Consider the following 23,483-nt stretch of genomic DNA (forward strand, 5'->3'; position numbering starts at 1 on the left):
TCGCATGGGCATCGGCCTGCTGGCGGGCCTTGGCTGGGCGGCGCTGACCATCCAGCTGTATCTGGTGCTGCTGGCGCGCTGGCAGGATCAGGCCAGCCTGCTGGGCGGGTTGGTGAATCTGTTCGGTTATTTCACGGTGTTGAGCAATACCCTGGTGGCCACGGTGCTGACCCAGGCGGCCTTTGGCCGTGAATCGGCGGCGCGGCGCTGGTGGCTGTCGCCCTGGGTGAGTTCCGGGGTGGCGGTGAGCATCGTGTTCGTGGCGCTGGCCTACAGCCTGTTGCTGCGTCACCTGTGGCAACCGCAGGGCTGGCAGTGGCTGGCCGATGAGCTGCTGCACGACGTGATGCCGGCGGCCTATGCGCTGTACTGGTGGTGGTGCGTGCCCAAGGGGCAGTTGCGTTTCACCCACCTGCTGGGCTGGCTGGTGTATCCGCTGGGGTACTTTGGGTATGTGCTGGCGCGCGGTCACGGTATCGGTTTCTATCCGTACCCGTTCGTCGATGTGGCGAGCCTGGGCTATGCGCAGGTGCTGCTCAATGCGCTGGCCATGCTGGGGGGCTTCATTCTGGTCGGCGTGCTGCTGATTCTCCTCGACCGCTGGCAGGGCAGGCGCCTGGCACGGGCCCAGGCGCAACCCTGAAGGTCGACGCTTATTCCTCGTCGTTGGGGTCCAGTCGCCAGTAGGCGGCCGCCTTGAGGTACGCCTCGTTCACGCCTTTCTCTTCCAGCAGCAGGCTCTTGGCCTTGCGCGTCAGCGCCTTTTCCAGGGCAACCCAGGCGTACAGCGTGCCCGACGGCAGGCTCAGGTCACGCAACACCTGCAGCACGTCCTGCTGGTGGCGCCGTACCCAGATCACCTCGACCTGCGCCGCGCTGGGCAGTGGCTGGCGTTCCTGGTCGTCCTCGATTTCGATCACCGCCAGCACCTTGCGTCCGGCTGGCAACTCTTCGAGCCGGCGGCCGATGGCCGGGATGGCGGTTTCATCGCCCACCAGCAGGTAGCTGTCGAAGATGTCCGGCACCACCAGCGAGGCGCGTGGCCCGGCGATATGCAGGTAATGGCCGGGTTCGGCCTGGGCCGCCCAGGTGGAGGCGGGGCCGTCGCCGTGCAGTACGAAGTCCAGGTCCAGCTCGCCGGCGGCCAGGTCGATGCGCCGCGGGGTGTACTCGCGCATGGTCGGTCGCACGTCGGTGGCGCCGGGGTTGTCCAGGGCCACCTGTTCTTCGGGGGAGCAGGCGAACATGAGTTTGACGTGGTCGTCGCTGCCGACGCTGAGAAAGCCCTGCAGCTCGGCGCCGCCGAGGGTGATGCGGCGCATGCGCGGGGTCAGCTCGGTCACGCGCAGTACCTGCAGGCGGCGGCGCTTGATCTCGTGGTTGACGCGATGGATCGAAAGGTTGGGGCTGTCCGTCATTCGGAAGTCTCCTGGGTGGGGGTTGCCGGGCCGGCAACGATGGCTTTTGCGGTGTCGTTGAGCAGGGTGCGTACCCGCTCGATCTCTGCGGGGTTCCAGCGCCCGGCATGGATCTGCAGGGCATGGCGCAGGTTGTGTACGGCTTCATGGATTTCCGGCGGACGGTCGTGCACGCGCATCGAGCGCTTGCTCACCTCGATGCGCGTGCGCACGCCGTCCAGGGCGATGGCCTGGTCGACCAGCGACTGGCGCCCGGCGTCGGTGACGCTGTAGAGCTTCTTGCTGCCGTGGACTTCGCCGCTGATCAGCTCGCTCTCTTCGAGAAAGGTCAGGGTCGGGTAGATCACGCCGGGGCTGGGGCTGTAGCCGCCGTCGAACTCGGCCTCGATCTGGCGGATCAGGTCGTAGCCGTGGCCGGGCTTTTCCGAAAGCATGGCCAGCAGCAGCAACTTGAGATCGCCGGGGGCGAACACGCGGGGGCCACGGTCGCCGCGTTCACGGCCGTGCCGGCGCTCGAAGCCGTCATGGCGCTCGCCGCTGTCGCGGTGGGGTGGGTGATGGTCACGCATGGACTGTCTCCTGTCTGCGTTTCGATGTATCTAAAGATATTACTCAAGATATATCTTAACGCAAGACGTGGAGATGATTATTTTTCGCATTTGGCGCTGATCTGTTTCACCGGCAAGGCCGGCTCCTGCACGCAAGCGTGTGGTTGGTGCAGGCGAGCGAATGGCTTCAGGGCTTCGAAAGGTCTTGCGTTGCCACCAGCGGCGGCGTGCACAACGTGTTGCCCCCCGGCTGCAGGTATGGCAGCAGTATCGGCGCCATGCCCTTGAGCACCTGCACCGGCAACGCCGAGGTGAACTTGAATGCCTCGGCCGCGCGCCCCGGCACGAACGCCGTCAAGGTGCCGAAATGGTTGTCGCCCAGAAAGAACACGAACGTCGCGGTGCGGTTCAACGAACGCGAACCGATCAGCCGCCCGCCAGCACCGAAGCTCTCGATGCGGTTGTCCCCGGTGCCGGTCTTGCCGCCCATGGTCAGCAGGGTGCCATCGGGCAGCTTGAAGCTCCCCGACACCCGTCGTGCCGTACCGGCGTCCACCACCTGCGACATGGCCCCGCGCAGGGCCCGCGCCACTTCCACCGACAGCACCCGCTGGCCCCGGTCCGGGTCGCCGGCCAGGCGCAGTTCATAGGGCGTGTCGGCGGCAAAGTGCAGGGTGTCGATACGCAGCACCGGCAGGCGCACGCCGTCGTTCTGGATGATGCCCACCAGCTCGGCCAGCGCCGCCGGGCGGTCGCCCGAGCTGCCGATGGCGGTGGCCAGCGATGGCACCAGGTGATCGAACGGGTAGCCCACGCGCTTCCAGCGCTGGTGAATGTCGAGGAACGCCTCGATCTCGACCATGGTACGGATACGGCTGTCACGGGCGCCCTTGTGCCGGCTCTTGAACAGCCAGCTGTAGACTTCCTGGCGTTCGAAATGGCTGGCCAGCACCGCGTCCTGAAAGCTTGCGGTGGGGTTCTTCAGCAGGTAGCCCAGCAGCCACAGGTCCAGCGGGTGCACCCGGGCGATGTAGCCCTGGTCGGGCAGGTCGTAGGTGCCCGGGCCGTAGGCGGCATACAGGCCTTCCAGACGCTGGTCGGTCAGTTGGTCCTTTTTCAGCGGTGGCCGCTTGGCCGCCCCTGGCTCGGCCTTCATGTGCGCGCGCACGAAGGCGTTGAAGGTGGCCTGGTCGGCCTCGGGGAACAGGTAGCGGTGCACGGCGGCCAGGCGGATCGGCGTGACCCGCAGGCTGTCGAGAAAGGTGTCCAGGCGTTCCTGGGAGGTCTTGCGCTGGTACTTCTTCCAGAACCGGCGCATGAAGTCGGTGCCCTCGCGGTCGGCGAAGCGGGCAAGGTACTCCTGGCGCCGCGGCTCGGCATCGTCCTTGAGCAACTTGCCGCTGTTGCCCGGTGCCGAATAGGTGCTGTAGCGCACCAGGTCGCGCATCAGGCGAATGAAGGGCAGGTTGATCGACTCGCGCAGGGCATCCTTGAGGGTCGGCATGCGGCCGTTGTCCTCGCGGCGAAAGTTGTTGAACACATGCATGCCGCCGCCGGTGAAAAAGGCTTCGCCGGGGCTGGCCGAATACTTGCGCTCCAGCGCCGCGTCGAGCATCGCGGTGATGTTGCGGTCCTTGTTGCGGGCCAGGTAATCCAGGGCCCAGCGGCTGATGAAGTCGGTGTCGGCCACCTCCACCTTGCTCAACTGGGCCGGGGTCATGTCGACGTACTTGTCGTGCAGCTCGGCGATGATTTCCAGGTACTGGGTCAGCACCCGCAACTTGGCGGTGGAGCCCAGCTCAAGCTTGCTGCCCTCGTTGATGTCGAACGGCTGGTCGGTGCTGTCGGTCTGTACCCGTACCCGCGAGCCGTCGGCGGTGCGTTCCAGCAGGGTGAAGCTGTAGCGCACCTGGGTGGTGCTGGTGGGGGTCAGCAGGCGTTCGCCAATCAGCCCCATCTGCGCCGCAAAGGCCGGGTCGGCGAGGCTCTTGAGGTACTCGCTGACCTGCCCCTGCAGGTCGGCCTGCAGCGTGCTGGTGGCCGACAGGTCGAGGCGGTCCAGGTCGTACAGCGGGCGCCCCAGCGCCGACGACAAGCGGCTGCGGGCCACGCTGATGCCCTTGTTGGTGACGATGGGCACGATGGTCGGCTGCGCCACCCAGTCGCGAAACACCACCTTGCTTGCCAGCGCGGCATCGGCCAGCGGGCGGTCGATGATGTTGTTGGCGGCCAGCAGGCGCACGTGGCTGTCGGTGAGGGTGGCCAGTTCGTTGCGACCCTTGGACAGAAAGTGCGACGGGCGACGCTGGGCGATCATCAGCGACAGCACCTGGCGCAGCGCCAGGCCACGTGCGGCCAGGCTGGCCGGGTCGCTGTCGGTACTGGCCAGGGTCTTGTTGACCTCGGCAAAGTCGGCGCCGTACCACACCCGCAGGCCCTCGGCCATGCCGTGCACTTCGCCGTGGCCGGGCACCGCCGACAGCGGCACGCTGTTGAGGTAGTCGCGCACGATGCGCTGGCGTGCGCCCAGGGTCTGCGGCCCGTCCTGGTAGGCGCGCACGCTGGCCGAAATCATCTGGCGCAGTTTCTCGCTGCCCGACACCGTGAGGCCATCGGGGGAGTGGCGGTATTTTTCCAGCTGCGTGGCCAGCGTGCTGCCGCCGGCCGACTGGCCGGGCAGGGCCAGGTGCTTGGCGACCTGACTGTAGGCGGCCATGGCGAAGCGCGGCCAGTCCACCGCCGGGTTGCTGCGCGGATCGGCGGGGTCGAGCAGGTCGCGGTTCTCGATGAACAGCAGGCTGTGCACGATCACCGGCGGGATCGAGGCGAAATCCGGGTACAGGTGCTGCGGGTAATGGAACTGGTACAACGCGTCGCCCTTGCAGTCGGTGATCGACAGGCCGGCCTGGATCTTCTCGGCATAGGGCACGAAGAACCCGTGCTGCACATAGTTCATCAGCGCCGGCGAAAAACGCGCCTGCTCGACGATCACGTAATCGCGCTTGAACAGCCGCGGCAGGAACTCGCCCAGCGCGCTGTAGCCCAGGCGCTTGTCGAACGGGCCTTCGCCCGGGTAGATGACGGCATCGCTGGGGCCCTTGTGCATCGAATAGCTCAGGGTGGCGGCGAACTGGCTGAACTCGCGCGCCTGCAGGCGCGAGGTGTGCATTTCACGGGCGATCGCCAGGCCCAGCAGTACCAGGGCCCCCAGCACCAGCAGGCCGAACAGCCACCAGCCATAGCGCCGGCGGGGACGTTTGGGCAATGCGGGAGTATCCGGTTGTTCTGCGGCAGCCTGCGTCTTGTCTGGTTCCGTTTGCCACTGTGCGCCCATAGTGTTCAGCCCGGCTGCGTATGTTCGTCTCGCTTGCCTGAAGCTTAGACGCTGGTCGCAATTGATGAAAAATTTGTGGGTTGCCAGCGGCAGGTTCGCCAATCACGGCGCGAACATGCGCCTTTGGTGCAAGGTTGTGTTGCCCCGTTTTGGTGCTATGTTAGCCGCCCGGTTGACACCCGCACGGCCAAGCGCGGGTAATGCCACTCCGAATAAGCGGTAATTGCCGAGAGTTCTCGCCAAATATCGGGGTTTATATAGTGAAAAGCCCTGTAGCGGCCTTCCTATACTGCTCGCCCCTTTCGCTCGGCCGGTGCTCCGCGCACCGGTCGACGTGCTTGCCCACAAGGTGAGCCCGGCGCGGCGAAACAGCAGCCTATCGGCGCTGTACAGCCTGCACGAAGGGTTATATCCAATAACAAAATGAGGTTGTATTCCTATGCCAGTCGGCAACCACCCTTCTCATGGTGAGACCGCCCAGGGCGGCCCACTCAAGCGGGAACTCGGCGAACGTCACATTCGCCTGATGGCGCTGGGCGCCTGTATCGGTGTCGGGCTGTTCCTCGGTTCGGCCAAGGCCATCGAAATGGCCGGGCCGGCGATCATGCTGTCCTACATCATCGGCGGCCTGGCGATCCTGGTGATCATGCGCGCGCTGGGCGAGATGGCCGTGCACAACCCGGTGGCCGGGTCCTTCAGCCGCTACGCACAAGACTACCTGGGCCCGCTGGCGGGCTTTCTGACCGGCTGGAACTACTGGTTCCTGTGGCTGGTGACCTGTGTCGCCGAGATCACCGCGGTGGCCATCTACATGGGCATCTGGTTCCCGGACGTACCGCGCTGGATCTGGGCGCTGGCGGCGCTGGGCAGCATGGGCGCGATCAACCTGGTGGCGGTGAAGGCCTTCGGCGAGTTCGAGTTCTGGTTCGCCCTGATCAAGATCGTGACCATCATCGCCATGGTGCTGGGCGGCATCGGCGTGATCGCCTTCGGCTTCGGCAACGACGGTGTGGCGCTGGGCATCTCCAACCTGTGGAGTCACGGCGGCTTCATGCCCAACGGCGTGACCGGCGTGCTGATGTCGCTGCAGATGGTGATGTTCGCCTACCTGGGCGTGGAGATGATCGGCCTTACCGCCGGTGAAGCGCGCAACCCGCAAAAGACCATCCCGCAGGCCATCGGCTCGGTGTTCTGGCGCATCCTGCTGTTCTACGTCGGCGCGCTGTTCGTGATCCTGTCGCTGTACCCGTGGAACGAGATCGGCAGCCAGGGCAGCCCGTTCGTGATGACCTTCGAGCGCCTGGGCATCAAGACCGCAGCCGGCATCATCAACTTCGTGGTGATCACCGCGGCGCTGTCGTCGTGCAACGGCGGTATCTTCAGTACCGGGCGCATGCTCTACAGCCTGGCGCAGAACGGCCAGGCCCCGGCCAGCTTTGCGCGCACCTCGCGCAACGGCGTGCCGCGCAATGCACTGCTGCTGTCGATCGGCGCGCTGCTGCTGGGCGTGCTGGCCAACTACCTGGTACCTGAAAAGGTCTTCGTGTGGGTGACCTCGATCGCCACCTTCGGCGCGATCTGGACCTGGGTGATGATCCTGCTGGCGCAACTGCGCTTTCGCGCCGGGCTGAGCCAGGCCGAACGGGCCGCGCTCAAGTACCGCATGTGGCTGTGGCCGCTGAGTTCCTACCTGGCCCTGGCGTTCCTGATCCTGGTGGTCGGCCTGATGGCCTACTTCGAGGAAACCCGCGTGGCGCTGTTCATCGGCCCGGCGTTCCTGGTAATGCTGACGGTGCTGTACCACGTGTTCAAGCTGGCGCCCAAGGGCGACAGTGAAGCAGTGGCGGCATCCAGCGCATCCTGATGTACACAACCCCGGCCCAGGCCGGGGTTTTTGTGTGGCTGTACTGCCCCTTCGCCGGCAATGCCGGCTCCTGCAGGTGAGGAGTCGGCGACGCCGTTACGCCACTTCGGCGTTGGGCTCGAAACTGTCTGCCCGCGCCATCTGCCACATCCGCGAGTAGAACTCGCCGTTCACCTCGCCGGTAAGCAGTTCACCCGGCTTGAGGAACACGTGCAGCTGCGAGAACAGCTTGATCTCGGTGGCCGACATGCGCCGCACCAGGTGCTTGGCCTCCAGCTGCGAGGGGTGATCCAGCCCGGCGGCGGCGAGCATCTCGGCCAGCGCCTTGAGCGTGTTGCGGTGGAAGCTGAACACCCGCTGCGCCTTGTCCGGCACCACCAGCGCCCGCTGGCGCAGGCCGTCCTGGGTGGCCACGCCGGTCGGGCACTTGTTGGTATGGCAGCTTTGCGACTGGATGCAGCCGATGGCGAACATGAAGCCGCGCGCCGAGTTGGCCCAGTCGGCACCGATGGCCAGCACGCTGGCGATATCGAACGCACTGACGATCTTGCCGCTGGCGCCCAGCTTGATCTTGTCGCGCAGGTTCAGCCCCACCAGGGTGTTGTGCACGAACAGCAGCCCTTCGCGCAGCGGCACGCCGATGTGGTCGGTGAACTCCACCGGCGCGGCGCCGGTGCCGCCTTCCTTGCCGTCGACCACGATGAAGTCGGGCAGGATGCCGGTCTCGAGCATGGCCTTGGCAATGCCCATGAACTCCCACGGGTGGCCCAGGCAGAACTTGAAGCCGACCGGCTTGCCGCCGGACAGCTCGCGCAGCTGGGCAATGAACTGCATCAGCTCGATGGGGGTGGAGAACGCGCTGTGGCGCGACGGCGAGATGCAGTCTTCGCCCATCATGATGCCGCGGGTGTCGGCGATTTCCTGGGTCACCTTGTGCTTGGGCAGGATGCCGCCGTGGCCGGGCTTGGCGCCCTGGCTCATCTTGATTTCGATCATGCGCACCTGCGGGCTGCTGGCCTGCTGCGCGAAGCGCTCGGGGTCGAAGCGACCGTCCGAGGTGCGGCAGCCGAAGTAGCCGCTGCCCAGTTCCCAGGTCAGGTCGCCGCCATGTTCGCGGTGGTAGGGGCTGATGCTGCCCTCGCCGGTGTCATGTGCGAAGTTGCCGAGCTTGGCGCCCTGGTTGAGGGCGCGAATGGCGTTGGCGCTGAGCGAGCCGAAGCTCATGGCCGAGATGTTGAACACCGAGGCCGAATAGGGCTGGGTGCACTGCGGGCCGCCGACGATCACCCGAAAGCTCTCGGGGTCGCTGAGCGGTGCCGGGCGCATGGAGTGGCCGATGAACTCGAAGCCCGACTGGTAGACGTCGATCAGGGTGCCGAACGGCTTGTCGGCGGTTTCGTTCTTGGCCCGCGAGTACACCAGCGAGCGCTGGGCGCGGGAGAAGGGCAGCGCATCGCTGTCGGATTCGAGCAGGTACTGGCGGATTTCCGGGCGGATGCCCTCCACCAGGTAGCGGATATTGCCCAGGATCGGGTAGTTGCGCCGCACCGCATGGCGGCTCTGCAGCAGGTCGAACAGGCCCAGCAGGCTGAGCAGGCCGGTGACCAGGGTGAAGGGCCACAGCCAGTCGTGGTGCAGGAACGGCAGGCTGGCGAGGGTGAACACGACACACGCGGCGAAGAAGGCATAACGGCTGAGGAGGGAGAGGCTCATGCGGGTTCCTTTTGCAGGCAATCCAAGACCTTATATCGAATGGGGGATTGGATGCCAGTGAACCCATCAAGACAGCGTTGCGGCCTTCGCCGGCAATGCCGGCTCCTGCACACACCGCAAAGCTTCGGGATCAGTGATGGACATCGCGCACCACCCGCTCACGCAGCGCCGCATCCTCCTGCACCCAGTACTGCGCCTTGCCCGCCACCCGCGCCGCCACCGCCACGCCGTCGCGGTACACCACCCGGTTGCCGCTCACCGCTGCCACCTTGCTGCCGGGCAGCAAGGTGCCCACCAGGTTCAGCGGGTCGCTGGCACTCACCGCCACCAGGCTGCCATCCAGCGGGCGCCTGCGTACTTCGCGCAATACGCCGATGGCCTCGGGCAAGGCGAACTGTTCGCCGGCCAGCCCGCTGATGAAGCGACCGCCACGGATCTCGCCACGCGCCTCCAGGCGGTGCAACGTGCGCAGCAGGTCCCGCCAGCTCGGCAGCCAGTCGGCCTCGCGTTCGAGTAGCCGCCAGCACACCACGCCATAGCGGCGCAGCAGGGTCAGGGCCACCTGTTCCAGGGCGTCCTCGGCCGGCGTGCCGGCGCGGCGCAGCAATGCCCAGCGCCCGGCGTCCTCCATGCCGCCACTGAATGCCCCGCGACCGCGCCGATGGCTGCGTGCCTGGCGCTTGCTGGCTGGGGTGATCAGTGCACGCAGGCCGGCAAAGCTGTCGGCACTGATCTGCCCGGCCGCCACCAGTTCCTGCAGGGCTGTCTCCAGCTCGCTGGGCAACAGGCGTGCCTCGTCGCGCAGCTCATCGAAAAACAGTGCGCCGTGCTCGCTGAGCGCGGCCAGTACACGTTGCGCGCGGGGCGACGGTGCCGGGGCGTCGTCGGTGGCGGCCAGTGCTCGCCACAACCCCAGCCGCGCCCGTGGCAGCAGCACGACAGGGGTGCTGCGCAGGGTACTGGCCGCAGCCTTGCCCGAAGGGGCCAGGCGAGCCCACACGAACTTGCCGGCCCGGCAGGCATCGTCCAGCCACTGCCCACTGTAGTCGCGCAGCCGGCTCGGCAGCAGGTCGCTTTCCCAGGCCGAGGCCGCTGCGGCGAAGCCTTCCAGTTGGGTCAGCGCCTCGCCCAGCGCCGCCGGGCCCTCCAGCCGGGTGCCGGGCGAGAGGTGCTGCCAGTCGAACAGAAAGCGCATGAAGTCCTGCAGGCTGACCGGCTCGATTTCGCGGCGCAGGCGCTTGAGCGTGTAGCGGTGGATGCGCGCCAGCAGGTGGCGTTCGCACCATTGTTCAGGGGGGTGGCCCGGGCTGAAGTGCCCGCGCATCACATAGCCCTCCGCTTCCAGGCGCAGCATGGCCTGCTCGACCTGTGAGGGGCTCAGGCACAGCGGCGCGCCGATCTCGCTGCTGGTCAGCGGGCCGAAGCCGCTCAGGCGCGCGCGCAGCAGTTCCACGGCAGCGCTGTCGGCATCGATGGGCTGATCGAACCCGGGCAATGGGGTGGGCGCCGCTTGCGGGTACAGCGCTAGCAGCCACGGCAGGCGTTCGCGGGCCAGCCATAGGCCGCCACCGTGCGGCAGCCTCAGGTGGCAGGCGCGTGCGCCGGCGGCCAGTTGCTGCAGCCATGCCAGCCAACCCGGGTTGGCCTGCACCTCGGCATCGCACACGGCCGCCAGGCTCATCAGTGCCTCGTGCATTTCGTCGGTGCTGCCGGGCAGCGGCCAGGCCTCGGCACGCACTGCGGCAATCGCCTGCGGATCCAGTGCGCCCAGGTCGTCGGCACTTTGCGGGTCGCTCCAGCGCCGGTTGAGCACGGCCTGGGTGCGCCGCTCTTCCAGCGGTGCGTCATCGAGAAAGGCGTATGGACGTGCATTCAGGATCGCCGCCGCCAGGGGCGAAGGCGCCGGCAGGTCGCGGCAGATCAGGCGGATGCGCTTGTCTTCGATGCGCCGCAGCAGGTTCAGCCAGCCCTCGCAATCCATCGCCTCGTGCAGGCAGTCGTCGAGGGTCTGCTCCACCAGCGGGTGGTCGGGAATCTCGCGCTCGCCGACGATGTTTTCCAGGCACGCCAGCTGGTCGGGGAACACGGCAGCGGTGAGGTCTTCGCTTTTCATGCGCTGGATCTGCGGGGCGACCTTGCGCCCGCCGGCATAGCGCGGCAGTGCCAGCGACACCCCGGCGTTCCAGCGCCAGCGCACGCCGAACAGCGGCGCATCGAGCACGGCCTGGGTCAGCAGGTGCTCGGCACTGGCGCTGGAAATGTAGCGCCACACCTCTTCCAGGGCAAAACTGTGGCCGGCCGACAGCGACAGGATCAGCGCATCCTCGCTGGCTGCCGCCTGCAACTCGAAGTTGAAGGTGCGACAGAAGCGCTTGCGCAGTGCCAGCCCCCAGGCGCGGTTGATGCGGCTGCCGAAGGGCGAGTGGATGATCAGCTGGGTACCGCCGGACTCATCGAAAAAGCGCTCCATGATCAGCGTGTCCTGCGAGGGCAGGGCGCCGAGGGCCTGGCGGGTGCGGGCCAGGTAGTCGAGCAGTTGCTCGGCGCTGTCCGCGTTCAGCCCGAGCGTGGCGTGCAGCCAGGTCAGCAGCGGTTGCAGCTGGCCGCCACTGGCATCCAGGCGCTGGTCGATTTCGGCTTGCAGGCGTGCCACCGCGAAGGACAGCTCGTCGCTGCGCCCCGGCGCCTCGCCCAGCCAGAAGGGGATGGTCGGCGGTTGCCCGTGGGCATCCTCTACCCGTACCTTGCCGGCCTCCACGCGCAGGATGCGGTACGACGCGTTGCCCAGCTGGAAGATGTCGCCGGCGATGCTCTCCACCGCGAAGTCTTCGTTCACGCTGCCGATGTTCAAGGCCTGGGGTTCGAGCAGCACGCGGTAGTCGGCGTTGTCCGGTATCGCCCCGCCACTGGTCAGGGCAGCCAGCTGGCTGCCGCGCCTTCCACGCAACTGGGCACTGACCGCATCGCGGTGCAGGTACGCGCCGCGCACGCCCTGGCGCCCGCTGTAACCTTCGGCGAGCATGCGCAGCAGGGCCTGGTAATGCGCCTGGTCGAGATTGGCGTAGGGCATCGCACGGGTGAGGCACGCAAACAGCGCCTGTTCGTCCCAGGGCTGGCAACTGACCTCGGCGACGATCTGCTGGGCCAGCACGTCCAGCGGTGCGTTGGGGATATGCAGCTCGTCCAGCTCGCCACGGCGCACGCAGTCGAGCAGGGCCACGCACTCGATCAGCTCGTCGCGGGTGGTGGCGAACACACGACCCTTGGGGGTGCCGTCCACCTGGTGGCCGGAGCGGCCAACCCTCTGCAGCAGCGCGGCAATCGAGCCAGGCGAGCCGATCTGGCACACCAGGTCGACCTCGCCGATGTCGATGCCCAGCTCCAGCGAGGCGGTGGCCACCAGCACCTGCAGCTCGCCGCGCTTGAGACGCTGCTCGGCGTCGAGGCGAAATTCCTTGGCCAGGCTGCCATGGTGCGCGGCCACCGCCTCGCGCCCCAGGCGCTCGCTCAGGTGGCGCGCCAGGCGCTCGGCCAGGCGCCGGGTGTTGACGAACACCAGGGTGGTGCGATGCTCGCGGGCCAGTTGCGCGAGGCGATCGTAGACCAGCTCCCACACATCGTTGGCCATCACCGCGCCCAGTGGCGCGCGCGGTACCTCGATGGCCAGGTCGCGCTGGCGCGCATGGCCGATATCCACCAGGGCGCAGGGGCGCTGGTGGCCCACCAGGTACTGCGCCACCCGCTCGATCGGACGCTGGGTGGCCGACAGGCCGATGCGCCGCAGCGGGCGCTGGCACAGCGCCTGCAGGCGTTCCAGGCTCAACGCCAGGTGGCTGCCGCGCTTGTTGCCGGCCACGGCGTGGATCTCGTCGACGATTACCGTGTGCACCGAGGCCAGGCCCTGGCGCCCGGACGTCGAGCCGAGCAGCACGTACAGCGACTCGGGGGTGGTCACCAGGATATGCGGGGGCTGGCGGCGCATGGCCGCGCGTTCCTTCTGCGGGGTATCGCCGCTGCGCACTGCGGTGCGCAGGGTAGGGGTGGGCAGCCCGAGGGCGGCCAGTTCGGCGCTGATACCGGCCAGGGGGGCCTGCAGGTTGAGCTGGATGTCGTTGGACAGCGCCTTGAGCGGCGAGACGTACACCACCAGCGTCTGTTCGGGCAGCTCGCCGCCGGCGTGCAGGGCCTGGGTGAAGAGTTCGTCGAGGACCGCGAGGAACGCGGTGAGGGTCTTGCCGGAGCCGGTGGGGGCCGCCACCAGCAGCGATTGCCCGCTGCGGATCAGCGGCCACGCCTGGGCCTGGGCGGCGGTCACCGTGGCGAAACGGTGCTGGAACCAGGCACGGACGGCGGGGTGGAAGGCGTCGAGTACCGGGTGATTGCGGGCGGGCAGGTTCATGGGGTGTTTATGCGGCCGTTGCGCCCTGGTTGCAAGGGGCTTTCGTCAGGCTGCTGCGGCCGCTTCGCCGGCAAGGCCGGCTCCTACAAGGAATGCGCCGAACCTGTGGGAGCCGGCCTTGCCGGCGAAGCGCTCAGCAAGATTGAAAGCCCTGCGCCAGCATGTGATCCTAGCGCGCCTTCCCCGCCACGAGCCGCCTACCATGAGCAAAACCATCCGTATCGCCGCTGCCCTGTTGCTCGATGCTCAGGGCCGTACCCTGTTGGTACGCAAGCGCGGCACCCTGGCCTTCATGCAGCCTGGCGGCAAGATCGAACCCCACGAGCAACCCGTGGATGCCCTGGCCCGCGAGCTGTTCGAAGAACTGGGCCTGCGCATCGACCCGCAGCAGGCGCAGTACCTGGGCCAGTTCAGCGCACCGGCGGCCAACGAGCCGGGTTTCGAAGTGCAGGCCGAGCTGTTTCAGTTGCACACCGACCTGACGCTTGAACCCGCAGCGGAAATCGAGGAAGCCTGCTGGGTCGACGCCCACCAGGTGGATCACCTCGAACTGGCGCCGCTGACCCGCGACCTGATCCTGCCGCTGCACCTGCAACGGGCCGCGCAATGATCCCGCTGCACGAATGGCTGCTGTTCAGCGGCGCCGCGCTGCTGATGGTACTGACCCCCGGGCCGAACATGATCTACCTGATCTCGCGCTCGATCTGCCAGGGCCGCATGGCCGGCGTGACGTCGCTGATCGGTGTGGTGGGCGGGTTTCTGGTGCACATGACGGCCGCAGCTGTGGGCCTCACCGCGTTGTTCATGGCCGTGCCGCTGGGTTACGACCTGCTGCGCTGGGCCGGTGCCGGCTACCTGCTGTGGATGGCCTGGCAGGCGGTCAAGCCGGGTGCGCGCTCGCCGTTCGAGCCCCGTGAGCTGGCCCCTGATTCACCGGCGCGGCTGGTGACGATGGGGTTTCTGACCAGCGTGCTGAACCCCAAGGTGGCGGTGTTCTACCTGTCGGTGCTGCCGCAGTTCATTTCGCCCGAGCACGGCTCGGTGCTGGCGCAGAGCCTGACCCTGGGCCTGACCCAGATCGGCGTGAGCTTCACCGTGAACCTGCTGATCGCACTGTTCGCCGCCGGCCTGTCGGCCTGGTTCGCGCGCTACCCGCTGTGGCTGATGTTGCAGCGCTACGTGATGGGCTTTGTGCTGGCGGCCCTTGCGCTGCGCCTGGTGCAGGAACAACGCAAACTGGCTTGATGCTTGCCGCTTGAACCTTCAGCGCACTGCACTGACCCCATCCAGGGTCGAGAACGAGGTGTCCTTGGCGGTCAGCAGAAAGTCGCGCATGTACGGTGCATCGAGCATGTCGCTGCGCACTGCGGCGTACAGCGTGGCGAACAGGCCCTTTTCACCCAGGCGCTTGCCCTTCACGTAGCCGCGCGAGCTGTACTCGTGCAGGGCCCAGTGCGGCATGCCGCATACCCCGCGTCCGCTGGCCACCAACTGCATCATCATCACCGTCAGCTCGGCGGTGCGCACCTGCCCGGGCTCGATGTCGGCAGGCTCCAGAAAGCGCGTGAAGATGTCCAGGCGGTCGCGTTCCACCGGGTAGGTGATCAGGGTTTCCGTGGCCAGGTCCTGCGGCACCACGTAGGGCCTGGAGGCCAGTACGTGCTGGTTGGCCACCGCCAGCATCGCCTCGTAGGTGAACAGCGGCACGTAGGTGATACCGGTCAGCTCCAGCGGGTCGGAGGTCACCACCAGGTCCAGGTCGCCACGGGCCAGGGCCGGCAGCGGGGCGAAGGCGAAGCCCGAGGCCAGGTCCAGCTCCACCTCTGGCCAGGCATCGCGGAACTGGTCGATGGTGGGCATCAGCCACTGGAAGCAGCTGTGGCACTCGATGGCCATGTGCAGGCGCCCGGCAGTGCCGCCGGCCAGGCGCGCAATGTCCCGTTCGGCGCCGCGCAGCAGCGGCAGGGTGGCGTCGGCCAGTTGCAGCAGGCGCAGGCCGGCGCTGGTGAAGCGGATCGGCTTGGTCTTGCGGGTGAACAGCTGCATGCCCAGGCGTTCTTCGAGTTCCTTGAACTGGTGGGACAACGCCGACTGGGTCAGGTGCAGGCGCTCGGCGGCCTCCACCAGGCTGTCGGCTTCGCGCAGGGCGTGCAGGGTCTTGAGGTGGCGAATTTCCAGCACCAGGGTGCTCCATGAACAGAATTTGATGGATGAGACAATTCGTTGAGTTTGTCTCATGTTGACGATGCTGTCGACCGCCCGGCAGTTGTCATCAAACGGTCACCGATCTGTGGCAGCGCGCCGGCATGAACTTCATCAGACTCGCGCTTTACTGGCGAACTGCACTCTGGTGTTTCTTTCATGCGGGCAATCCTGTTTCTGGTGGCGCTGTGCAGCGCCTTTTCTTCGTTCGCGGCGCCTCGCTGCGACATCACTTCAGCTATCCGATACGCCGAGGCGGGGCCGGTCAGCCTGGCCTATCAGAGCATCGGGCGTGACAGCGACCCGGCCCTGCTGCTGGTCATGGGCCTGGGCGGCCAGTTGATCCACTGGCCCGACGAGGTGGTACTTGCGCTGTGCCAGCAGGGCTTCAGGGTGATCCGCTACGACAACCGCGACGTCGGCCTGTCGCGCTGGAACCAGCCACCCGCCCAGGCCAACCTGACGGTCGAGGCGCTGCGCTACCGGCTCGGCCTGCCGGTGGCGGCGCCCTACAGCCTGAGCGACATGGCCGCTGATGGTCTGGCGCTGATGGATGCGCTGCACGCGCAGCGCTTTCATGTGCTGGGGGTGAGCATGGGTGGAATGATTGCCCAGCACCTGGCGGCGATGGCGCCCGAGCGGGTCGAGAGCCTGACCCTGATCATGTCCAGTTCGGGGGCGCAGGGGCTGCCGGCGCCTGCGCCGGCGCTGGTTCGGCAGTTGGCCCGGCGCGGTGCGCCGAATCGCCAGGTGGCCCTGGAGCAGCAGGCCGACTTGCTGGCCGCGCTGGGCAGCCCGCAGGTGCAGGATGATCGCCAGGCCCTGTTGCAGCAGGCCGCCACTGCCTACGACCGGGCCTTCAACCCCGAAGGCGTGCAGCGCCAGGTCATGGCCATACTTGCCGAGCCCAGCCGTGTCGAGCTGCTCGACAACCTGCGAGTCCCGGCCCTGGTGGTGCACGGCACGGCCGACCCGCTGTTGCCGGTGATGCACGGCGTGCACCTGGCCGCGCACATCCAGGGCAGCCAGCTACGCCTGATACCGGGCCTGGCGCACCGCTTCCAGGAGCCGTTCAAGGCCCCGCTGCTGGCGGCGGTACTGCCTTATCTGAAGGCGCACCGCGAAGAGCTGGGCCATCTGGCCCAACGCTAGTGCAGGCGCACCCATACGCTGACCAGCACGGTGGCGGCGATCAGCCAGGCCACTGCCGCCAGCGCCAGTGACAGCTCCAGGCGTAGGCGGTCGACCAGCACGTACAGCGCGGCCAGGTACACGAAGTAGGGGATGATCGACCACATGCCGAACACGATGGTGGCCTTCAGGTCCTCCAGCGAGCGGCCCTTGCCGATGATGTAGTGGGCAATCAGGGCAAAGGTGGGAAACAGCGGCACCAGCCCGGCCACGTAGTAATTGCGGGTCTTGGCCAGGGCCGCGATGATCAGCACCACCACGGCGCCCAGGCAGGCCTTGAGAATCATGTCCATCGAAACGCTCGCTCAGGCCAGGCCGTATTTTTTGACTTTGTCGAACAGGGTGGTCTTGGCCATGCCCAGCTCCTGGCTGGCCTGGCTGAGGTTGCCGCCGGTGCGCTGCAGGGCGTCGCTGAGCAGGTTGCGCTCGAAGGCCTCGACCGCCTCGGCAAAGCCCAGGCTCTGCGCCACATTGGCGCCGGCCTTCTTGAACGCCGGCAGGCCCAGGGCGTGGCGCTCGGCCACGTTGCGCAGCTCGCGCACGTTGCCCGGCCAGTCATGGGCCATCAGGCGCGACAGGGTCTGGCTGTCCAGCGGCGGTGCCTCGCGGTCGAAGCGCAGGGCCGACTGCTGCAGGAAGTGCTCGAACAGTTGCAGGATGTCTTCGCGGCGCTCGCGCAGCGGCGGCAGTTCCAGGGTCACCACGTTGAGGCGGTAGTACAGGTCGCTGCGAAACTGGCCGGTCTGGCCGAGGGCATCCAGGTCCGATTTGGTGGCGGCGATCACCCGGCAATCCACCGCAATGCTCTGGTTCGAACCCAGGCGTTCCAGGGTGCGCTCCTGCAACACGCGCAGCAGCTTGATCTGCAGGTTGAGCGGCATGCTCTCGACTTCGTCGAGAAACAGCGTGCCGCCGTTGGCGTGCTCGATCTTGCCGATGCGGCGCTTGCCGGCACCCGTGAAGGCGTTGGCCTCGTGGCCGAAGATTTCGGTCTCGAACAGGTTCTCCGGCAGGCCGCCGCAGTTCAACGCCACGAAGGGCTGGCTCTGGCGCCGGCTGAAGTCGTGCAGGCAGCGCGCGACCAGCTCCTTGCCGGTGCCGGTCTCGCCCTCGATCAGCACGTTGGCCGAGGTATCGGCGACGTTGGCGATCAGCTCGCGCAGGTTCTGCATGGCCGGCGAGCGGCCGATGATGCGCCCCTCCAGGGTGCTGCGCTCGGCCAGCTGGCGGCGCAGCGAGAACACTTCGCGGGCCAGGCCGCGCTGTTCCAGCGCCCGGCGCACCACATCCACCAGGCGCTCCGGCGAGAAGGGCTTTTCCATGAAGTCGTAGGCGCCGTTGCGCATGGCGCCCACGGCCATGTCGATGTCGCCGTGGCCGGTGATCAGCACCACCGGCAGGCTCTTGTCGCGGGCCTTGAGGCGGCTGAGCAGTTCCAGGCCATCGATGCCCGGCAGGCGGATATCGCTGACCACGATGCCGGCGAAATCATCGCCGATGCGCTCCAGTGCCTGTTCGGCACTGCCGACGCCTTCGCAGGCGATATCTTCCAGGGCCAGCGCCTGCTGGCACCCGAGCAACACATGCGGATCGTCTTCGACGATCAGGACGGTAAGGGGCGATGGGGTCATAGGGACTCGGCAGGTTCAGTGGGGGCATCGACCAGCGGCAGGCTGAGCACGAACGCGGTACCGCCGCTGGCGGGGTGTTCGACGTTCAGGGTACCGCCGGCTGCAGCGGCGAGGCTGGCCGACAGGGTCAGGCCCAGGCCCAGGCCGTGCTCGCCCGGTTTGGTGGTGAAAAACGGTTCGAACAGGTGCTTGCGCGCTTCATCGTCGATGCCATGACCGTTGTCGCGCACGCGCAGGCGGTACTTGTCGCCCACCAGCTCGCCTTCGAGCCAGAGTTGCGGCAGCGGCACCGCGGCCATGGCATCCAGGGCGTTGCCGATCAGGTTGACCAGGATCTGCTCCAGGCGGGTCTGGTCGATTGTCAGTTGCTGGTCGGCGTACTCGAGGTGCAGTTTCAGGTGGCAGCCCTCGATGCGCGCATTGAGCAGTTGCAGGGCGGCGGTCACGGCCTTTTCCAGCGAGGCCTGGCCACGGTCGTCGCCGCGCCGGGCGAACGAGCGCAGGCTGGCGGTGATACGGCCCATGCGGTCGATCAGTTCGTTCATGGTCAGCAGATTGGCGCTGGCGGTTTCCAGCGCACCGCGCTGCAGAAAGCGCACGGTGTTGCCCGACAGGGTGCGCAGCGCCGCCAGCGGCTGGTTCAGCTCATGGGCGATGCTGGTCGACATCTGCCCGATGGCCGCCAGCTTGCCGGCCTGCACCAGTTCGTCCTGGGCATGGCGCAGGGTCTGCTCGGCGTGCCGGCGTTCGCGGATCTGGCCCTTGAGGCGTTCGTTGCTGGCACGCAGGTCGGCGGTGCGCTCGGCAATCTTGCGTTCGAGCTGGTTGTTGGCTTCTTCCAGCGCCTCGCGGGCGGCCAGGCGGGTGGCGATCACCTTGCGCCGCTCGTTCCAGGCTATCAGCAGGATCGCCAGCAGGGCGAAGGCCACGGCCACCAGCACGCCCTGGATCATCGATTCGTGGCGCAGGTCCTGCAGCGGGGTCAGCAGGGTGAAGTGCCAGGGCGTGTCGCTCAGGCGCCGGGTCTGGGCCAGGTAGGTGACCTTGCGGTTGCTGTCGCCCAGTTCGGCATTGGCCGGAAAGGTCAGCTTCTCGACCCCGTCGGCGAGCTTCTCGCGCGCCAGCGGCTGCAGTTCGTTGAGCGGGAACCAGTAGTACTGCAGGCTGCGCGCCAGGCGCTCCTTGATTTCCGGGGTCAGCGGGCGCACCGACTTCAGCCGCCGCGCCGGGTCGCTGGAGAGGATGATGATGCCGTTCTCGTCGCTGACGAAGGCCTCCAGGCGGGCTCGCTGCCAGCGCTCTTCGAGGGCTTCCAGGCGCACCTTGATCACCGCCACGCCGATGATCTTGCCGTGTTCTTCCAGGCCATGGGCCAGGTAGTAGCCAGGTTCGCCGGTGGTGCTGCCGATGCCGTAGAAGCGCCCGGGCTGGCCGCGCACGGCATTCTGGAAATAGGCACGGAACGAGAGGTCTTCGCCCAGGTAGCTGTCGACGTCGCGCCAGTTGCTGGTGGCCTGCACCCGGCCGGTGGTGTCAAGCACATAGATGGCGCGGCTGCGGCTGCGCCGGTTGAGCCCTTCGAGGTATTCGTTGACCGCCTGGCGCTGGTCGCCATCGGTGGAGTTCAGCAGGCTGGAGACGCTGTCTTCGAGTTCCAGCAGGCTGGGCAGGTAGGTGTACTTGCTGATCTCGCTCTCGACCGCGCGGGCATGCAGTTCAAGCTGACGCTCGCCGGTCTCGCTCAGGGTGCGGATGCCGTTGTGCTCGCTGATCAGGTAGCCGATCACACCCAGGCCGATCATCAGCAGCAGGACCAGTGGGGGCAGGAACAGGTGGCGGATCAGGCGAGGTTTCACGGCAAGGTCAGGCTTGGCTGGGCGAAAGAGCGTGGGATCGCATTTCATCACAGTGGCCTTGTCACGACCAGCGCCCTCTGCCCGGCGTGGGCCGGGCAGGGGCACCGGGCGGCATCAGTGCTGCAGGATCTTGCTGAGGAAGTGCTGGGTACGCTCGTCGCGCACGCTCTGGTCACCGAAGAACTCTTCCTTGGTGCAGTCTTCGATGATGTTGCCCTTGTCCATGAAGATCACCCGGTTGGCCACTTTGCGCGCAAAGCCCATTTCGTGGGTCACGCACATCATGGTCATGCCTTCGTGGGCCAGTTGCACCATCACGTCGAGTACCTCGCTGACCATTTCCGGGTCCAGGGCCGAGGTGGGTTCGTCGAACAGCATCACGATCGGGTCCATGGCCAGGGCGCGGGCGATGGCCACGCGCTGCTGCTGGCCGCCGGAGAGCTGGCCGGGGTGCTTGTGCGCATGGGCCGACAGGCCGACGCGCTCGAGCAGTTGCAGGCCCTTCTTGGTGGCTTCTTCCTTGCTGCGGCCCAGCACCTTGATCTGCGCGATGGTCAGGTTCTCGGTGATGGTCAGGTGCGGGAACAGTTCGAAGTGCTGGAACACCATGCCGACCCGCGAGCGCAGCTTGGGCAGGTTGGTCTTGGGGTCGGCGATCGAGGTGCCGTCGACCACGATGTCGCCCTTCTGGAACGGTTCCAGCGCGTTGACGCACTTGATCAGGGTGGACTTGCCCGAGCCAGACGGCCCGCACACCACCACCACTTCGCCTTTCTTGACCTCGGTGCTGCAGTCGGTCAGAACCTGGAAATCGCCGTACCACTTGTTGACGTTCTTGATGGAAATCATACGGTTATCCTTTTCTGCAGACGCTTGACCAGGAAGGAAGCGGAGAAGCTGATGACAAAGTACACGGCGCCGGCAAACAGCAGGAACTCGTTGGAGCGCCCGATGATGTCGCCACTGGCCCGTGCCGAGTTGAGGAAGTCCACCAGGCCCACGGTGTAGACCAGCGAGGTGTCCTGGAACAGGATGATGCTCTGCTGCAGCAGCAGCGGGGTCATCTTGCGAAATGCCTGGGGCAGGATGATCAGGCGCATGGTCTGCGCGTAGTTCATGCCCAGTGCCTGGGCAGCCGCCATCTGGCCCTTGGAGATCGACTGCACGCCGGCCCGCACGATTTCGCAGAAGTACGCCGCCTCGAACATCATGAATGCCACGACGCAGGAGGTGAACGCACCCACCGGGGTGTCTTCGCCGGTGATCCAGCGCAGCACGAACGGTACCGCCAGGTAGAACCAGGTGATCACCAGCAGCAGCGGGATGGAGCGAAAGTAGTTCACGTAGGCGCCGGCCAGGCGCGACAGCAGCTTGCTCGACGACAACCGCATCAGTGCCAGCACGGTACCCAGCGCGATGCCGCCAATGATGCCCATGAGCATCAGCTGCAGGGTCATCTTCATGCCGTTCCACAGGCCCGGCAGGGCTGGCACGATTCCACTGAAATCCATGTCCATTATTTACCCCCCACGGAGATCAGGCCCGGCACCGCGACTTTCTTCTCGACCAGGCGCATCAGCAGCATCAGCCCCATGTTCAGGGTGAAGTAGATCAGCGTGGCCAGGGTGAAGGCCTCGAACAGGTTGGCCGAGAACTCGGCGGTCTGCTTGGTCTGTGCCAGCAGCTCCATCAGGCCGATCAGCGACGCCACCGAGGAGTTCTTGAACACGTTCAGGAATTCGGAGGTAAGCGGCGGAATGATGATCCGGTAGGCTTGCGGCAGCAGCACGTTGTTGTAGATCTGCGGCAGGCTGAAGCCCATGGCGCGGGCAGCGGCTTCCTGGCCACGGGGCAGCGCCTGGATGCCGGTGCGCACCTGCTCGCACACCCGTGCAGCGGTGAACAGCCCCAGGCAGATGACCACGCTGATCAGCGCCGAGGTGGTCGGGTTGAGGTCCTGCTTGTACCACTCCTGCAGGCCTTCGGGCAGCAGGTCGGGTACCAGGAAGTACCAGATGAACAGCTGCACCAGCAGCGGCACATTGCGAAACAGTTCCACGTAGCACGTGGCGATACCCGACACCAGACGGTTCGGTACGGTACGCATGACGCCGAGCACCGAGCCCAGCAGCAGCGCAATGATCCAGGCGGCAACGGCGATCAGGATGGTCCAGCCCAGGCCGGTGATATACCAGTCCAGGTAGGTCTCGCTGCCAACGCCGGTGGACTTGAAAAAAACGCCCCAGTCCCAGTTGTAATTCATCGGGGTCTCCCCTCAGATCGGTTGTTTCACGGGCACCTTCAAGCATCCGGGGGCGCTGGGCGCCCTCGGATGAAAGGTTAGACACTAACTAGCTGGGGGTCAGGACTTCTTTTCGTCTGCAGCTTTGTCGGTAGGATTGGCGATCAGCGCCTTGAGCTCGTCGCTCATGGGGAACATCAGGTTCAGGCCTTTAGGCGGGATTGGCTGGTTGAACCACTTGTCGTAGATCTTGTTGATCTCACCCGACTTGTACAGGGCGACGATGGCGTCATCGACCGCTTTCTTGAACGGGGCATCGCCCTTGCGCACCATGCAGCCGTAGATTTCATAGGACTGCGGGGTTCCGGTCACGGCCCAGTCGGTCGGCTTCTTGGCCTTGGCCATTTCGCCGGCGAGCAGGGCGTCGTCCATCATGAAGGCCACGGCGCGGCCGGACTCGAGCATCTGGAACGACTCGCCGTGGTCCTTGGCGGAGATGACGTTCATCTTCATCTGCTTGTCGGCGTTCATCGACTTGAGGATGCGCTCGGATGTGGTACCGGCGGTGGTCACCACGTTCTTGCCGGCCAGGTCCGGGAAGTCCTTGTAGGAGGAATCCTTTTTGGACAGCAGGCGGGTACCGATCTCGAAGATGCCGACCGAGAAGTCGACCTGTTGCTGGCGCTCGAGGTTGTTGGTAGTGGAACCGCACTCGACGTCAACGGTGCCGTTCTGCACCAGCGGGATGCGGGTCTGCGAGGTGACCAGGTTGTATTTGACCTTCAGGTCCGGCTTGTTCAGGTCCTTTTTCAGGGCCTCGACGATAGCCAGCTGGATGTCGTGGGAGTAACCGACGGGTTTGCCCGAAGCGTCGGCGATGTAGGAGAACGGGATGGAAGCGTCGCGGTGCCCCAGGGTAATGGTGCCCGAGTCGTTGATTTTCTTCAGGGTGCCGGTCAGTTCGGCGGCAAGGGCCGGCGTGCTGATCAAAGCGGTCGCCATGGCGGCGCCCAACAGATGGGGAACGATACGCATCAAATTTTCCTCGACGTTGTTTTTCTTATTGAGCCGTTGGCGGGCTCTTT

Annotated in this window: 18 protein-coding genes; 5 read left to right on the forward strand and 13 right to left on the reverse strand. The window is 66.3% G+C overall.

Annotated features, from left to right (window positions below; all coding sequences use genetic code 11):
* Positions 1-4 precede the first annotated feature (4 nt).
* On the forward strand, positions 5-643 hold the full coding sequence (locus CR917_RS06030) for a Pr6Pr family membrane protein (RefSeq protein ID WP_371920447.1): 639 nt from the start codon (positions 5-7) through the stop codon (positions 641-643).
* Between the two features lie 10 nt (positions 644-653).
* Here CR917_RS06030 and CR917_RS06035 read toward each other — a convergent pair whose 3' ends face one another.
* From CR917_RS06035 to CR917_RS06045, 3 genes are all read right to left on the reverse strand, one after another.
* A complete protein-coding gene (locus CR917_RS06035) occupies positions 654-1,418 on the reverse strand; it encodes a siderophore-interacting protein (RefSeq protein WP_104572019.1) in 765 nt (254 codons plus the stop codon).
* A complete protein-coding gene (locus CR917_RS06040; protein ID WP_054914759.1) occupies positions 1,415-1,987 on the reverse strand; it encodes a PadR family transcriptional regulator in 573 nt (190 codons plus the stop codon). Before CR917_RS06040 ends, CR917_RS06035 begins: the two co-directional genes overlap by 4 nt.
* 166 nt (positions 1,988-2,153) lie before the next feature.
* Positions 2,154-5,300, reverse strand: coding sequence for a transglycosylase domain-containing protein (locus CR917_RS06045; protein ID WP_088515478.1), 3,147 nt, complete (start codon positions 5,298-5,300; stop codon positions 2,154-2,156).
* A gap of 439 nt (positions 5,301-5,739) precedes the next feature.
* Here CR917_RS06045 and CR917_RS06050 point away from each other — a divergent pair, with 439 nt between their 5' ends.
* Positions 5,740-7,164 carry an amino acid permease gene (locus tag CR917_RS06050; protein ID WP_043862000.1) on the forward strand — a complete coding sequence of 475 codons (1,425 nt, stop codon included), beginning with the start codon at positions 5,740-5,742 and terminating at the stop codon, positions 7,162-7,164.
* A 96-nt stretch (positions 7,165-7,260) separates the two neighbouring features.
* Here the strand turns inward: CR917_RS06050 and CR917_RS06055 are convergent, their stop codons facing one another.
* Both CR917_RS06055 and CR917_RS06060 read right to left on the reverse strand, forming a co-directional pair.
* Positions 7,261-8,877: an FMN-binding glutamate synthase family protein gene (locus CR917_RS06055; protein ID WP_104572020.1), complete on the reverse strand. Its 1,617-nt coding sequence runs from the start codon at positions 8,875-8,877 to the stop codon at positions 7,261-7,263.
* A gap of 130 nt (positions 8,878-9,007) precedes the next feature.
* Positions 9,008-13,276, reverse strand: coding sequence for a DEAD/DEAH box helicase (locus tag CR917_RS06060; protein ID WP_104572021.1), 4,269 nt, complete (start codon positions 13,274-13,276; stop codon positions 9,008-9,010).
* A 202-nt stretch (positions 13,277-13,478) separates the two neighbouring features.
* Between CR917_RS06060 and CR917_RS06065 the strand changes: the two genes are divergently transcribed.
* Positions 13,479-13,886, forward strand: coding sequence for an NUDIX domain-containing protein (locus tag CR917_RS06065; protein WP_043861997.1), 408 nt, complete (start codon positions 13,479-13,481; stop codon positions 13,884-13,886).
* Complete coding sequence (locus CR917_RS06070; RefSeq protein WP_054914755.1) at positions 13,883-14,521, forward strand: LysE family translocator; 639 nt, start codon at positions 13,883-13,885, stop codon at positions 14,519-14,521. Before CR917_RS06065 ends, CR917_RS06070 begins: the two co-directional genes overlap by 4 nt.
* An 18-nt stretch (positions 14,522-14,539) precedes the next feature.
* Here the strand turns inward: CR917_RS06070 and metR are convergent, their stop codons facing one another.
* Positions 14,540-15,457 carry a transcriptional regulator MetR gene (gene metR / locus CR917_RS06075; protein WP_043861995.1) on the reverse strand — a complete coding sequence of 306 codons (918 nt, stop codon included), beginning with the start codon at positions 15,455-15,457 and terminating at the stop codon, positions 14,540-14,542.
* A 180-nt stretch (positions 15,458-15,637) separates the two neighbouring features.
* On the opposite strand from metR, the gene CR917_RS06080 reads away from it, so the two are divergent.
* Positions 15,638-16,630, forward strand: coding sequence for an alpha/beta fold hydrolase (locus tag CR917_RS06080; protein ID WP_104572022.1), 993 nt, complete (start codon positions 15,638-15,640; stop codon positions 16,628-16,630).
* On the opposite strand, the gene CR917_RS06085 is transcribed toward CR917_RS06080, so the two are convergent.
* The 7 genes from CR917_RS06085 to CR917_RS06115 all read right to left on the reverse strand — a co-directional run bounded on the left by CR917_RS06085 (position 16,627) and on the right by CR917_RS06115 (position 23,433).
* Positions 16,627-16,953 carry a GlpM family protein gene (locus CR917_RS06085; RefSeq protein ID WP_173925076.1) on the reverse strand — a complete coding sequence of 109 codons (327 nt, stop codon included), beginning with the start codon at positions 16,951-16,953 and terminating at the stop codon, positions 16,627-16,629. The genes CR917_RS06080 and CR917_RS06085 overlap by 4 nt on opposite strands.
* 21 nt (positions 16,954-16,974) lie before the next feature.
* Positions 16,975-18,300 carry a sigma-54 dependent transcriptional regulator gene (locus CR917_RS06090; protein ID WP_043861992.1) on the reverse strand — a complete coding sequence of 442 codons (1,326 nt, stop codon included), beginning with the start codon at positions 18,298-18,300 and terminating at the stop codon, positions 16,975-16,977.
* Positions 18,297-20,204 carry an ATP-binding protein gene (locus CR917_RS06095; RefSeq protein WP_043861991.1) on the reverse strand — a complete coding sequence of 636 codons (1,908 nt, stop codon included), beginning with the start codon at positions 20,202-20,204 and terminating at the stop codon, positions 18,297-18,299. The genes CR917_RS06090 and CR917_RS06095 overlap by 4 nt, the downstream gene beginning before the upstream one ends.
* A gap of 66 nt (positions 20,205-20,270) precedes the next feature.
* Positions 20,271-21,005 (reverse strand): amino acid ABC transporter ATP-binding protein, encoded by a 735-nt coding sequence (locus CR917_RS06100; RefSeq protein WP_043861990.1) that lies wholly within the window; start codon positions 21,003-21,005, stop codon positions 20,271-20,273.
* Positions 21,002-21,673 (reverse strand): ABC transporter permease subunit, encoded by a 672-nt coding sequence (locus CR917_RS06105; protein WP_043861989.1) that lies wholly within the window; start codon positions 21,671-21,673, stop codon positions 21,002-21,004. The genes CR917_RS06100 and CR917_RS06105 overlap by 4 nt, the downstream gene beginning before the upstream one ends.
* Positions 21,673-22,419: an amino acid ABC transporter permease gene (locus CR917_RS06110; protein WP_043861988.1), complete on the reverse strand. Its 747-nt coding sequence runs from the start codon at positions 22,417-22,419 to the stop codon at positions 21,673-21,675. The genes CR917_RS06105 and CR917_RS06110 overlap by 1 nt, the downstream gene beginning before the upstream one ends.
* 99 nt (positions 22,420-22,518) lie before the next feature.
* Positions 22,519-23,433 carry a glutamate/aspartate ABC transporter substrate-binding protein gene (locus tag CR917_RS06115; RefSeq protein WP_043861987.1) on the reverse strand — a complete coding sequence of 305 codons (915 nt, stop codon included), beginning with the start codon at positions 23,431-23,433 and terminating at the stop codon, positions 22,519-22,521.
* Between the last annotated feature and the right edge of the window lie 50 nt (positions 23,434-23,483).

Origin of the sequence: Pseudomonas sp. BRM28 (assembly GCF_002939405.1) — a bacterium.
GTDB lineage: Bacteria > Pseudomonadota > Gammaproteobacteria > Pseudomonadales > Pseudomonadaceae > Aquipseudomonas > Aquipseudomonas palmensis.

Coding starts and splice junctions, on each gene's coding strand:
- CR917_RS06030 (WP_371920447.1), top strand. CDS start 5: ATGGGCATCGGCCTGCTGGCGGGCCTTGGCTGGGCGGCGCTGACCATC.
- CR917_RS06035 (WP_104572019.1), bottom strand. CDS start 1,418: ATGACGGACAGCCCCAACCTTTCGATCCATCGCGTCAACCACGAGATC.
- CR917_RS06040 (WP_054914759.1), bottom strand. CDS start 1,987: ATGCGTGACCATCACCCACCCCACCGCGACAGCGGCGAGCGCCATGAC.
- CR917_RS06045 (WP_088515478.1), bottom strand. CDS start 5,300: ATGGGCGCACAGTGGCAAACGGAACCAGACAAGACGCAGGCTGCCGCA.
- CR917_RS06050 (WP_043862000.1), top strand. CDS start 5,740: ATGCCAGTCGGCAACCACCCTTCTCATGGTGAGACCGCCCAGGGCGGC.
- CR917_RS06055 (WP_104572020.1), bottom strand. CDS start 8,877: ATGAGCCTCTCCCTCCTCAGCCGTTATGCCTTCTTCGCCGCGTGTGTC.
- CR917_RS06060 (WP_104572021.1), bottom strand. CDS start 13,276: ATGAACCTGCCCGCCCGCAATCACCCGGTACTCGACGCCTTCCACCCC.
- CR917_RS06065 (WP_043861997.1), top strand. CDS start 13,479: ATGAGCAAAACCATCCGTATCGCCGCTGCCCTGTTGCTCGATGCTCAG.
- CR917_RS06070 (WP_054914755.1), top strand. CDS start 13,883: ATGATCCCGCTGCACGAATGGCTGCTGTTCAGCGGCGCCGCGCTGCTG.
- CR917_RS06080 (WP_104572022.1), top strand. CDS start 15,638: ATGCGGGCAATCCTGTTTCTGGTGGCGCTGTGCAGCGCCTTTTCTTCG.
- CR917_RS06090 (WP_043861992.1), bottom strand. CDS start 18,300: ATGACCCCATCGCCCCTTACCGTCCTGATCGTCGAAGACGATCCGCAT.
- CR917_RS06095 (WP_043861991.1), bottom strand. CDS start 20,204: ATGAAATGCGATCCCACGCTCTTTCGCCCAGCCAAGCCTGACCTTGCC.
- CR917_RS06100 (WP_043861990.1), bottom strand. CDS start 21,005: ATGATTTCCATCAAGAACGTCAACAAGTGGTACGGCGATTTCCAGGTT.
- CR917_RS06105 (WP_043861989.1), bottom strand. CDS start 21,673: ATGGACATGGATTTCAGTGGAATCGTGCCAGCCCTGCCGGGCCTGTGG.
- CR917_RS06110 (WP_043861988.1), bottom strand. CDS start 22,419: ATGAATTACAACTGGGACTGGGGCGTTTTTTTCAAGTCCACCGGCGTT.
- CR917_RS06115 (WP_043861987.1), bottom strand. CDS start 23,433: ATGCGTATCGTTCCCCATCTGTTGGGCGCCGCCATGGCGACCGCTTTG.